General features: G+C 40.4%; 5 protein-coding genes. All 5 read left to right on the forward strand.

Features of this window, described 5'->3' with window-relative positions:
• Positions 1–166 precede the first annotated feature (166 nt).
• The 5 genes from rpoB (at position 167) to HMPREF1654_RS06850 (ending at position 14,120) form a co-directional block, all read left to right on the forward strand.
• The gene (rpoB, locus tag HMPREF1654_RS06830; protein WP_003076046.1) at positions 167–3,733 is read left to right on the forward strand and encodes a DNA-directed RNA polymerase subunit beta; all 3,567 of its coding nucleotides are present in this window, start codon (positions 167–169) and stop codon (positions 3,731–3,733) included.
• A gap of 38 nt (positions 3,734–3,771) precedes the next feature.
• On the forward strand, positions 3,772–7,410 hold the full coding sequence (gene rpoC, locus HMPREF1654_RS06835; protein WP_003076153.1) for a DNA-directed RNA polymerase subunit beta': 3,639 nt from the start codon (positions 3,772–3,774) through the stop codon (positions 7,408–7,410).
• 131 nt (positions 7,411–7,541) lie between these two features.
• Positions 7,542–8,738: a phosphoglycerate kinase gene (locus tag HMPREF1654_RS06840; RefSeq protein ID WP_003075822.1), complete on the forward strand. Its 1,197-nt coding sequence runs from the start codon at positions 7,542–7,544 to the stop codon at positions 8,736–8,738.
• 361 nt (positions 8,739–9,099) lie between these two features.
• A complete protein-coding gene (locus HMPREF1654_RS06845; protein WP_003075937.1) occupies positions 9,100–13,032 on the forward strand; it encodes an antigen I/II family LPXTG-anchored adhesin in 3,933 nt (1,310 codons plus the stop codon).
• Positions 13,033–13,439: 407 nt separating this feature from the next.
• Complete coding sequence (locus HMPREF1654_RS06850) at positions 13,440–14,120, forward strand: COG3942 and LysM peptidoglycan-binding domain-containing protein (RefSeq protein WP_003075761.1); 681 nt, start codon at positions 13,440–13,442, stop codon at positions 14,118–14,120.
• Positions 14,121–14,287 lie beyond the last annotated feature (167 nt).

Here is a 14,287-nt window from a genome sequence, read left to right on the forward strand (position 1 = left end):
AAATCATACTTTTAGAGTCAGATTTAGCTGCTCTTTTTGTGCCTATTTTTAGGAATTTTGTGTTTTGTCATCAAAATTTAAAAATTCTAAAAATTCAGCAGAAAGGACAAATGAAATTGCTACTTTATCCTAGTGATAGAGAATGTAGAAAGAAGGAGTAAAAAACTTGGCAGGACATGAAGTTCAATACGGGAAACACCGTACTCGTCGTAGTTTTTCAAGAATCAAGGAAGTTCTTGATTTACCAAATTTGATTGAAATCCAGACGGATTCGTTCAAAGATTTTCTTGACCATGGTTTGAAAGAAGTATTTGAAGATGTACTTCCTATCTCGAACTTTACAGATACAATGGAGTTGGAGTTTGTTGGTTATGAAATCAAAGAATCTAAATACACCTTAGAAGAAGCACGCATTCATGATGCTAGCTATTCTGCACCTATTTTTGTGACTTTCCGTTTAATCAACAAAGAAACGGGTGAAATCAAGACGCAAGAAGTGTTCTTTGGTGATTTTCCAATCATGACAGAAATGGGAACCTTTATTATCAATGGTGGTGAGCGGATTATCGTATCTCAACTTGTTCGTTCGCCAGGTGTTTACTTTAATGATAAAGTAGACAAAAATGGGAAAGTTGGTTATGGTTCAACTGTTATTCCGAATCGTGGAGCTTGGTTAGAACTGGAAACTGATTCAAAAGATATTGCTTACACTCGAATTGATCGTACTCGTAAGATTCCATTTACGACGCTTGTTCGTGCACTTGGTTTCTCTGGTGATGATGAAATCTTTGACATTTTTGGAGATAGCGAACTTGTTCGTAATACGATTGAAAAAGATATTCATAAAAATCCGATGGACTCACGTACAGATGAAGCACTCAAAGAAATCTATGAGCGCCTTCGTCCAGGTGAGCCTAAAACGGCAGATTCCTCACGTAGTCTTTTAATCGCGCGATTCTTTGATGCTCGTCGTTACGATCTGGCAGCTGTTGGTCGTTACAAAATCAATAAAAAGCTGAATATTAAAAACCGTTTATTGAATCAAACGATTGCGGAACCTTTGGTAGACCCAGAAACGGGGGAAATCTTAGTAGAAGCTGGAACAGTTATGACCCGCAGTGTCATTGACAGCATTGCAGAGCAGTTGGATAATGGTTTGAACAAAATCACTTATATTCCAAACGACTCAGCTGTCTTGACGAACTCTGTAGAGCTGCAGAAGTTCAAGGTTGTGGCACCAACTGATCCAGATCGTGTAGTGACTATTATTGGGAATGCTAATCCAGATGACCGAATTCATACTATTACACCAGCGGATATCTTGGCTGAGATGAGCTACTTCCTCAACTTAGCAGAAGGCATCGGCCGTGTAGATGATATTGACCACTTGGGAAATCGTCGGATTCGTGCGGTAGGTGAATTGCTTGCTAACCAAGTTCGTCTTGGTCTTTCTCGGATGGAGCGTAATGTCCGCGAACGGATGAGTGTACAAGACAATGAAGTATTGACACCACAACAGATCATTAACATCCGTCCAGTAACTGCAGCTATTAAAGAATTCTTTGGGTCTTCCCAGTTGTCTCAGTTCATGGACCAACATAATCCGTTGTCTGAGCTTTCTCACAAACGTCGTTTGTCAGCTTTAGGACCTGGTGGTTTAACACGTGACCGTGCTGGTTATGAAGTGCGGGACGTGCACTACACTCACTATGGTCGTATGTGTCCAATTGAAACACCAGAAGGACCAAACATCGGTCTGATTAATAACTTGTCTTCTTATGGGCATCTAAATAAATATGGATTTATCCAAACACCTTACCGTAAGGTAGACCGTAAAGCTGGCATAGTAACCAATGAAATCGTTTGGCTAACAGCGGATGAAGAAGATGAATACATCGTTGCACAAGCAAATTCTAAATTAACAGAAGATGGTCGCTTTGCAGAGGCGATTGTTATGGGACGCCACCAAGGGAATAACCAAGAATTTCCTTCAGATCAAGTAGATTTCATGGATGTATCACCTAAGCAGGTAGTTGCGGTGGCGACAGCATGTATTCCTTTCCTTGAAAATGATGACTCAAACCGTGCCCTCATGGGTGCTAACATGCAGCGGCAAGCTGTTCCATTGATTGACCCACATGCACCATATGTTGGGACAGGAATGGAGTACCAAGCAGCTCATGATTCTGGAGCAGCGATTATTGCACAGCACGATGGTAAAGTTGTCTATTCTGATGCTGCTAAAGTTGAAGTTCGCCGTGAAGACGGTTCCCTTGATGTTTATCATATTACGAAATTCCGCCGTTCTAACTCAGGCACTTCTTACAACCAACGCACGCTGGTAAAAGTTGGCGATACAGTTGAAAAAGGTGATTTTATCGCAGACGGACCTTCTATGGAAAAAGGTGAAATGGCACTTGGACAAAATCCAATCGTTGCTTATATGACATGGGAAGGTTACAACTTTGAAGATGCCGTTATCATGAGTGAACGTTTAGTGAAAGACGATGTTTACACATCTGTTCACTTGGAAGAATTTGAATCAGAAACACGTGATACAAAGCTCGGACCTGAAGAAATCACGCGCGAAATTCCAAACGTCGGGGAAGATGCTTTGAGAGACCTTGACGAGATGGGAATTATCCGCATTGGTGCTGAGGTAAAAGAAGGCGACATTCTTGTCGGTAAAGTAACGCCGAAAGGTGAAAAAGATTTATCCGCTGAAGAACGCCTGCTTCATGCAATTTTTGGTGATAAGTCTCGTGAAGTGCGTGATACCTCCCTTCGTGTACCACACGGTGGTGCAGGTGTTGTCCGTGATGTAAAAATCTTTACTCGTGCGAACGGTGATGAATTGCAATCCGGTGTCAACATGTTGGTACGTGTTTATATCGCTCAAAAACGGAAAATCCGCGTTGGAGATAAGATGGCCGGACGCCACGGAAACAAAGGGGTTGTTTCCCGCATTGTTCCAGTTGAGGATATGCCGTATCTTCCAGACGGGACACCAGTTGATATCATGTTGAATCCTCTTGGGGTGCCGTCACGTATGAATATCGGACAAGTTATGGAATTGCACCTCGGTATGGCTGCTCGCAACCTTGGTATCCACATTGCAACGCCAGTCTTTGACGGAGCTAGCTCAGATGATCTTTGGGAAACCGTTCGTGAAGCAGGTATGGATAGCGATGCTAAGACAATCCTTTATGATGGACGTACTGGCGAACCGTTTGATAACCGTGTGTCCGTTGGTGTCATGTACATGATTAAGCTTCACCACATGGTAGATGATAAGCTTCATGCTCGTTCAGTTGGTCCTTATTCAACCGTTACGCAACAACCTCTTGGTGGTAAAGCACAATTTGGTGGACAACGTTTTGGAGAGATGGAAGTTTGGGCTTTGGAAGCTTACGGTGCTTCTAACGTCCTTCAAGAAATCTTGACCTACAAGTCAGATGATATCAATGGCCGTTTGAGAGCTTATGAAGCTATTACTAAAGGTAAACCAATTCCAAAACCAGGTGTCCCAGAATCCTTCCGTGTCCTTGTGAAAGAATTGCAGTCACTTTGTCTTGACATGCGCGTCCTAGATGAAGATGACAATGAAGTAGAACTTCGTGACTTGGATGAAGGTATGGATGACGATGTGATTCACGTAGATGACCTTGAAAAAGCGCGTGAAAAGGCAGCTCAAGAAGCGAGAGCAGCTTTTGAAGCTGAAGGAAAAGAATAAGAACTGATTCAATAGATAATAAAGAAAGGTAAGAAATAGTGGTTGATGTAAATCGTTTTCAAAGTATGCAAATCACCCTAGCTTCACCGAGTAAAGTCCGCTCTTGGTCTTATGGGGAAGTGAAGAAACCTGAAACAATTAACTACCGTACACTAAAGCCAGAACGTGAAGGACTTTTTGATGAAGTCATTTTTGGTCCTACGAAAGATTGGGAATGTGCGTGTGGAAAGTATAAACGGATTCGTTATAAAGGAATCATTTGTGACCGTTGTGGTGTTGAAGTCACTCGTACAAAAGTGCGTCGTGAGCGTATGGGACATATTGAGTTAAAGGCTCCTGTTTCCCATATTTGGTATTTTAAAGGAATCCCGAGCCGAATGGGCTTGACGTTAGATATGAGTCCTCGTGCACTTGAAGAAGTCATCTATTTTGCAGCTTATGTGGTAATTGATCCAAAAGATACACCGCTTGAACACAAATCCATTATGACAGAACGTGAATATCGTGAACGTTTACGTGAATATGGTCAAGGGTCATTTGTTGCAAAAATGGGAGCTGAAGCAATTCAAGATCTTTTGAAACAAGTAGATTTAGAGAAAGAAATTGTTGACCTCAAAGAAGAATTAAAAACGGCAACTGGGCAAAAACGGGTAAAAGCTATTCGCCGTTTGGATGTTTTAGATGCCTTTCAAAAATCTGGTAACAAGCCAGAATGGATGGTATTAAATATCTTACCAGTTATTCCACCAGATTTACGCCCAATGCTTCAGTTGGACGGTGGACGTTTTGCCTCATCTGACTTGAACGACCTTTACCGTCGTGTTATCAACCGGAATAATCGTTTGGCACGTCTTTTGGAATTGAATGCTCCGGGAATCATCGTGCAAAATGAAAAGCGGATGCTACAAGAAGCGGTTGATGCTCTGATTGACAATGGTCGTCGCGGTCGTCCAATTACTGGGCCAGGTAGCCGTCCGCTCAAATCGTTGAGCCACATGCTTAAAGGGAAACAAGGACGTTTCCGTCAAAACTTGCTGGGTAAACGGGTTGACTTCTCCGGACGTTCGGTTATTGCGGTAGGGCCAACCCTCAAGATGTACCAATGTGGTGTGCCGCGTGAAATGGCGATTGAGCTTTTTAAACCGTTTGTGATGCGGGAAATTGTTGCTCGTGATTATGCGCAAAATGTGAAAGCTGCTAAGCGCATGGTAGAGCGCGGCGATGAGCGTATCTGGGATGTCTTGGAAGACGTTATCAAAGAACACCCAGTACTTCTTAACCGCGCACCGACTCTTCATCGTTTGGGGATCCAAGCATTTGAGCCGGTCTTAATCGATGGTAAAGCTCTTCGTTTGCACCCATTAGTCTGTGAAGCCTACAACGCCGACTTTGACGGAGACCAAATGGCTATTCACGTACCATTGTCTGAAGAAGCTCAGGCAGAAGCACGGATTCTTATGTTAGCTGCTGAGCACATCCTCAATCCGAAAGATGGTAAGCCAGTTGTTACACCTTCACAAGATATGGTATTAGGGAACTACTACCTAACGATGGAAGAAGCCGGTCGTGAAGGCGAAGGTATGGTCTTTAAAGATCGTGATGAAGCTGTAATGGCTCTTCGCAATGGTTATGTTCACTTGCATACGCGTGTTGGGATTGCGACGGATAGTTTAAACAAACCATGGACTGAAAATCAAAAACATAAAATTCTCTTGACAACAGTTGGTAAGATTCTTTTCAATGACATCATGCCAGATGAATTGCCATATTTACAAGAGCCATCTGCTTCAAATATGGCAGAAGGTGTGCCTGCTAAGTATTTCTTAGAACCTGGGCAAGATGTTAAAGAAGCAATCAGTAAACTTGACTTAAATGTACCGTTCAAGAAGAAAAATCTTGGAAATATCATTGCGGAAATCTTCAAGCGTTTCCGTACAACTGAAACATCGGCTTTCCTTGACCGCCTGAAAGATCTCGGCTATCATCATTCAACGCTTGCTGGTTTGACAGTAGGGATTGCCGATATTCCAGTTGTTGAAGATAAGGCTGAAATCATCGAAGAGTCACATAAACGTGTTGAACAAATCACGAAACAATTCCGTCGTGGGATGATTACAGACGATGAGCGCTATAACGCGGTTACTGCAGAATGGCGTGCAGCTCGTGAAAAATTGGAAAAACGGTTAGTTGCCAATCAAGATCCTAAGAACCCAATTGTTATGATGATGGATTCTGGAGCCCGTGGTAACATCTCCAACTTCTCCCAGTTGGCCGGCATGCGTGGTCTGATGGCTGCGCCAAATGGACGTATCATGGAGTTGCCAATCTTGTCTAACTTCCGTGAAGGTTTATCTGTTCTGGAAATGTTCTTCTCAACTCACGGAGCGCGTAAAGGGATGACTGATACAGCCCTTAAGACAGCTGACTCAGGTTATTTGACTCGTCGTCTAGTTGACGTTGCCCAAGACGTTATCATTCGTGAGGATGACTGTGGTACAGATCGCGGTCTTGTGATTCGCTCTATTACTGATGGTAAGGAAATGATAGAGCCACTAGAAGAACGCTTAATTGGTCGTTATACGAAAAAATCTGTCAAACATCCTGAAACGGGTGAAACCATCGTTGGTCCAGATGTATTGATTACTGAGGATATGGCACGTGAGATTGTAAACGCTGGTGTCGAAGAAGTCACTATCCGATCTGTCTTTACATGTAATACGCGTCATGGTGTCTGCCGCCGTTGTTATGGTATTAACTTGGCAACGGGTGATGCAGTTGAGGTAGGTGAAGCAGTTGGAACTATTGCTGCCCAATCAATCGGTGAACCAGGTACACAGTTGACCATGAGAACCTTCCACACGGGTGGTGTTGCTTCTAACACTGATATCACACAAGGTCTCCCTCGTGTTCAAGAAATTTTTGAGGCTCGCAATCCAAAAGGGGAAGCAGTCATCACAGAAGTGAAGGGTGAAGTTACCGCTATTGAAGAAGATGCTTCTACTCGGACGAAGAAGGTCTTTGTTAAAGGTGCAACTGGTGAAGGCGAATATGTAGTGCCATTTACAGCCCGTATGAAAGTGGCTGTAGGCGACCAAGTTTCTCGCGGTGCAGCATTAACAGAAGGTTCTATCCAACCGAAGCATTTATTGGCTGTTCGTGATGTTTTGTCTGTTGAAACTTACCTGCTTGCTGAAGTACAAAAAGTTTATCGCAGCCAAGGGGTAGAAATTGGAGACAAACACATTGAGGTAATGGTTCGTCAAATGATTCGCAAGGTGCGCATCATGGATCCTGGGGATACAGATCTTCTTATGGGCACTCTAATGGATATCACAGACTTTACGGATGCTAACCGTGATGTGGTTATCTCAGGTGGTGTTCCTGCAACGGCTCGTCCAGTCCTTATGGGGATTACCAAAGCTTCTCTGGAAACTAACAGCTTCCTGTCTGCAGCTTCCTTCCAAGAAACTACTCGTGTCTTGACGGATGCTGCTATCCGCGGTAAGAAAGATCACCTGCTTGGTCTGAAGGAAAATGTTATCATTGGTAAAATCATTCCAGCTGGTACAGGTATGGCTCGTTACCGTAATCTCGAACCGCAAGCTGTCAATGAAGTTGAAATTATAGAAGATACAACGGCAACAGAAACTGTGGAAGAGACTACTCCAGCAGAATAAGCAGAAAGAGTCGAATTTCTCGGCTCTTTTCTTCTTCAAATTATTTGTGAAAACTTTCCTTATATCAAGAAAATTTCTAGAAAATATGATATAATAGTTCCGTATAAAATAGAAAAAGGAGTTTTTGTAACATGGCAAAACTTACTGTTAAAGACGTTGACTTAAAAGGAAAAAAAGTCCTCGTTCGTGTAGATTTTAATGTACCATTGAAAGATGGAGTAATCACTAACGATAACCGTATCACTGCAGCTCTTCCTACTATTAAATATATCATCGAACATGGTGGACGTGCTGTTCTTTTCTCTCACCTTGGACGTGTTAAAGAAGAAGCAGACAAAGAAGGCAAATCACTTGCTCCAGTAGCAGCTGATTTGGCCAAAAAATTAGGTCAAGAAGTTGTTTTTCCAGGTGTAACACGTGGTGAAAAATTGGAGGCAGCTATCAATGCTCTTGAAGATGGACAAGTTCTTTTGGTTGAAAACACTCGTTTTGAAGATGTTGACGGTAAAAAAGAATCTAAAAATGATCCAGAACTTGGTAAATATTGGGCATCACTTGGAGATGGCATCTTCGTAAACGATGCATTCGGTACAGCTCACCGTGCACACGCATCTAACGTAGGTATCTCAGCAAACGTTGAAAAAGCAGTTGCTGGATTCCTTCTTGAAAACGAAATTGCCTACATCCAAGAAGCAGTTGAAGCTCCAGAACGCCCATTCGTAGCCATTCTTGGTGGTTCAAAAGTTTCAGACAAGATCGGTGTTATCGAAAACTTGCTTGAAAAAGCTGATAAAGTTCTTATCGGTGGTGGTATGACTTACACATTCTACAAAGCACAAGGTATCGAAATCGGTAACTCACTTGTAGAAGAAGATAAATTGGATATAGCGAAAGCTCTTCTTGAAAAAGCAAACGGCAAATTGATCTTGCCAGTTGACTCAAAAGAAGCAAACGCATTTGCTGACTACACTGAAGTGAAAGATACTGAAGGTGAAGCAGTGGATCCAGGCTTCCTTGGTTTGGATATCGGTCCAAAATCTATCGCTAAATTTGATCAAGAATTGACTGGTGCGAAAACTGTTGTCTGGAATGGTCCTATGGGTGTATTTGAAAACCCTGACTTCCAAGCTGGTACAATCGGTGTCATGGACGCTATCGTGAAACAACCTGGCGTAAAATCAATCATCGGTGGTGGTGACTCAGCTGCCGCAGCTATCAACCTTGGCCGTGCGGATAAGTTCTCATGGATTTCTACTGGTGGTGGTGCCTCAATGGAACTCCTTGAAGGTAAAGTGTTGCCAGGATTGGCTGCACTTACAGAAAAATAATTTTGATCCATTAGTCTCTATAAAATTATAATTTTGCAGAAAGGGATCAAAACTGAATGTTAACAAAAAGGTGGCTATGTCACCTTTTTGTGTTAGCGGAGGTATTTGTGATGCGGTGGCAATGCAGCTGTGAAATTTTTTGAAGGTAAAAAACCTCCAAGATTTGGAGCATTGACAGAAAAAGAAGATAGTATGGATGGCTATAAGCCACCTTTTTATCTCATGCTCTGACTGAATTTTGTAGGGAAAAGGTTTCCATTTATTTTTATAGAAAAAAACAGATGAAATAGTTGCATATGGTTCATAAAACTGATATTATATACAAATGTATGAAATTAATTATACGTAAGGGAGGATTAAAATGAAGAAAAGAAAAGAAGTTTTTGGTTTTCGTAAAAGTAAGGTTGCTAAAACTTTATGTGGAGCTGTCTTAGGGGCAGCTTTACTTGCTATGGTAGATCAGCAAGTTGCAGCTGAAGAAACTACAAAATCAAATAGCACAACAAATGTAGCGGTTACAGCAACTGGAAATCCAGCGACCAATTTACCAGAGGCTCAAGGGAGTGCGAGTAAGGAAGCTGAACAAAGTCAAAACCAAGCTGGAGAGACAAATGGTTCAATACCAGTTGAAGTACCTAAAACTGATCTTGATCAAGCCGCAAAGGAGGCTAAGTCTGCTGGTGTCAATGTTGTCCAAGATGCCGATGTTAATAAAGGAACAGTTAAAACAGCTGGAGAAGCAGCCCAAAAAGAAACTGAAATTAAAGAAGATTACACAAAACAAGCTGAGGATATTAAGAAGACAACAGATCAATATAAATCGGATGTAGCTGCTCATGAGGCAGAAGTTGCTAAAATCAAAGCTAAAAATCAGGCAACTAAAGAACAGTATGAAAAAGATATGGCAGCTCATAAAGCAGAGGTTGAACGCATTAATGCTGCAAATGCTGCCAGTAAAGCAGCCTATGAAACTAAATTAGCTCAATATCAGGCTGAACTAAAGCGTGTTCAGGAAGCTAATGCTACGAACGAAGCAAACTATCAAGCTAAATTGACTGCTTATAAAACAGAGCTTGCTCGCGTTCAAAAGGCCAATGCGGATGCTAAAGCGGCCTATGAAGCAGCTGTAGCAGCAAATAATGCCGCAAATGCAGCGCTCACAGCTGAAAATACTGCAATTAAGAAGCGCAATGCAGATGCTAAAGCTGATTACGAAGCAAAACTTGCTAAGTATCAAGCAGATCTTGCTAAATATCAAAAAGATTTAGCAGAGTATCCGCAGAAACTCAAAGAGTACAATGAAGAACAGGCAAAAATCAAAGAAGCTCTAAAAAAACTTGAGCAAGATAAAAACAAAGATGGCCACTTGACGGAGCCATCTGCTCAAAGTTTAGTGTATGATTCGGAGCCAGATGCTAAATTATCTTTGACGACAGAAGATGGTACACTTCTAAAATCCTCTGTGGTTGATGAAGCTTTTAGTAAAAGTACATCGAAAGCTAAATATGATCAAAAAATCCTACAACTAGATGACTTAGATATTAGAGGGTTAGAGAAAGCTGATTCAGCTACTTCAACTGTCGAGTTGTATGGAAATATTGGAAATAAATCAACTTGGACCACCAACGTGGGAAATAATACGGAGGTTAAATGGGGTTCAGTGCTTTTGAAGCGTGGACAAAGTGTAACTGCCACCTATACTAACCTTCAAAAAACGTACTACAATGGTAAGAAAGTTTCTAAGATTGTCTATAAATATACTGTAGATAAAGATTCAAAATTCCAAAATCCTAGTGGAAATGTATGGCTTGGCGTCTTTAGCGATCCAACTTTAGGTGTTTTTGCTTCCGCTTATACTGGACAGGTAGAGAAAGATACTTCTATTTTTATTAAAAATGAGTTCACTTTCTACGACGAAAATGATCAACCAATCAACTTTGACAACGCCCTTCTCTCAGTTGCTTCTCTAAATAGAGAAAATAATTCTATAGAGATGGCCAAGGATTATACTGGTAAGTTTGTTAGGATTTCAGGCTCATCTATTGATGAAAAAGATGGCAAAATTTATGCTACTAAAACACTCAACTTCAAAAAAGGACAGGGTGGATCACGTTGGACAATGTATCCAAACGGGCAAGAAGGATCTGGATGGGATTCTTCAGATGCTCCAAATTCTTGGTATGGTGCGGGAGCGGTTAAAATTTCAGGCCAACATAATTCAATTACATTAGGAGCTATTTCTGCTACTTTGGTAGTTCCTTCTGATTCAGTTATGGCAGTAGAAACTGGTAAAAAACCGAATATCTGGTACTCACTTAATGGTAAGATTCGTGCCGTCAACGTTCCGAAAATCACCAAAGAAAATCCTACACCACCAGTTGAACCAACTGCTCCACAAGCTCCTACTTATGAAGTGGAAAAACCATTAAACCCGGCACCAGTAGCTCCAAATTATGAAAAGGAACCAACACCGCCGACACCAACACCAGATCAACCAGAGCCAAATAAGCCTGTTGAACCAACTTATGAGGCCATTCCAACACCGCCGACTGACCCTGTTTATCAAAATCTTCCAACACCTCCAGCTGTACCAACTGTTCATTTTCGTTACTATAAACTAGCTGTACAGCCACAGGTTAACAAGGAAATTAAAAATAATAATGATGTTGATATTGATAAAACTCTGGTGGCTAAACAATCTGTTGTTAAGTTCCAGCTGAAGACAGCAGATCTCCCTGCTGGACGTGCTAAAACGACTTCCTTTGTGTTGGTAGATCCCCTGCCATCTGGTTATCAATTTAATCTTGAAGCTACAAAAGCTGCCAGTCCTGGCTTTGATGTTTCTTATGATAAAGCAACTAATACAGTCACCTTCAAGGCAACTGCAGCTACTTTAGCTACGTTTAATGCTGATTTGACTAAGTCAGTGGCAACGATTTATCCAACAGTTGTCGGACAAGTTCTTAATGATGGTGCAACTTATAAGAATAATTTCACACTCACGGTCAATGATGCTTATGGTATTAAGTCCAATGTTGTTCGGGTGACAACTCCTGGTAAGCCAAATGATCCAGATAACCCAAATAATAATTACATTAAACCAACTAAGGTTAATAAGAATGAAAATGGCGTTGTTATTGATGGTAAAACAGTTCTTGCCGGTTCAACGAATTATTATGAATTGACTTGGGATTTGGATCAATACAAGAATGACCGCTCTTCAGCAGATACCATTCAAAAAGGATTTTACTATGTAGATGATTATCCAGAAGAAGCGCTTGAATTGCGTCAGGATTTGGTGAAGATTACAGATGCTAATGGCAATAAAGTTACTGGTGTTAGTGTGGATCATTATACTAGTTTGGAAGCAGCTCCTCAAGAAGTTAGAGATGTTCTTTCTAAGGCAGGAATTAGACCTAAAGGTGCTTTCCAAATTTTCCGTGCCGATAATCCAAGAGAATTTTATGATACCTATGTCAAAAATGGAATTGATTTGAAGATTGTATCACCAATGGTTGTAAAAAAACAAATGGGACAAACAGGTGGTAGTTATGAAAATCAAGCTTACCAAATTGACTTTGGTAATGGCTATGCGTCTAATATCGTTATCAATAATGTTCCAAAGATTAACCCTAAGAAAGATGTGACCTTAACACTTGATCCAGCTGATACAAATAATGTTGATGGTCAGACTATTCCACTTAATACAGTCTTTAATTACCGTTTGATTGGTGGCATTATTCCTGCAGATCACTCAGAAGAACTTTTTGAATACAATTTCTATGATGACTACGATCAAACAGGAGATCGTTATACTGGGCAGTATAAAGTTTTTGCCAAGGTGGATATCACTCTTAAAGACGGTTCTGTTATCAAGTCAGGTACTGATTTAACTCAGCATACGACGGCGGAAGTTGATGCAACTAAAGGTGCTCTCACAATTAAGTTCAAAGAAGACTTTTTACGTTCTGTTTCAATTGATTCAGCTTTCCAAGCTGAAAGTTATATCCAAATGAAACGTATTGCAGCTGGTACTTTTGAAAATACTTATGTGAATACAGTAAATAAAGTTGCCTATGCGTCTAATACTGTTCGGACTACAACTCCTCAAGCTCCTCGGTCAGAAGTTCCAAAAAGACCAACTCCAGTGAGCTACTTAACTAACAAGCTATCATCAGCACCTGCTACCCTTCCTCAAACAGGAACAACTGATAGTTCTTATATGCCATATTTAGGAGTCATTGCTCTTCTTAGTGTGCTTGGTTTAGGTCAATTAAAACGTAACGAAAAATAGTAGATTAATAGTATTTATCTACATTAGAATAAAAGAGGCTAAGAAAATTGGATCTTAGTCTCTTTTTGTTAAACCAATTCTTATTGGAGCGACTAATTGTTAAAAACTCTAGTCAATCATGAATCCAATCAGATATATTAAATGGATAGGTGGAGATTGTAGTTTGAGATGATAGGGCCAATAATTGTAGTATAGTAAAGTAAGAGAGATTTTTGCTTAATCTCAAAGATGAGAAGAGTAGTAAATAAAAAAATGTTAAGATACATTTCTCTTCTAGTGTTTTCTTTAGTAGAAAATTAGATTATTATTTGTTTAATATTAAATTTGTAACAAGTTTAAAATACGTGTTTAAAATACTTGCAACAAAAATAAAGTATTATAGACTAGGAAAGAAGAAGGGGTACTTTATGAAAACAAATCAATTAAATCGTCATTTAGGAAAATTAGCTATAGGTCTTTCTTCAGCTACTTTATTAGCTTTTTTTAGCCAGCAAGCCAATGCTGACACTTATACTGTTCAGTATGGTGATTCATTTTATGCTATTGCAACAAAATATGGGATGAGTCCATATGATTTGGCAGCTAAAAATGGAAAAACAATTTATGATACCATTCTTCCAGGAGATGTTCTGCAAGTAAATGGAGCTAGAGCTAATACATATCAAGTATCCAATCAAGCCACAACTGCACAAGCAACAAATGCAAATTCTGGGGCGGATTCTGATACAGAGAATGTTGTCTTAAATACACCTACAGCAACAGGAAATTCTTATCCAATTGGGCAATGTACGTGGGGAGTGAAATCCTTGGCACCTTGGGCTAGTAATTGGTGGGGGAATGCAAAAGACTGGGCTACAAATGCTGCATATTCAGGCTTCCGTATAGGAACAACTCCTCAAGTTGGCGCTATCGCTGTTTGGAATGGAGGCCAGTATGGTCACGTTGCCTATGTAACTGCTGTAGCCAATAATCGTGCTATCCAAGTTTTAGAGTCCAATTACAAACGTCAAAAACAAATTAATAATTATCGTGGATGGTTTGATCCAACGACATTTTATGGAAAGGTGACTTACATTTATCCTAATTAAGCTTTTCAAGTAGCAATGTATAGGAAAGATTATATTCCAGTATAACCTTTATATGTGAGTTTAAAATTAAGAGTCCTTTGCGACTCTTTTTGTTTTGTTTAAAGCAATTAACTAGATATTTATATCTAATTTTAGAGAAAATATGTTAAAATAATGATAAAAGGAAA

This window comes from Streptococcus intermedius SK54 = ATCC 27335 (genome assembly GCF_000413475.1).
In the GTDB taxonomy this organism is placed as follows: domain Bacteria; phylum Bacillota; class Bacilli; order Lactobacillales; family Streptococcaceae; genus Streptococcus; species Streptococcus intermedius.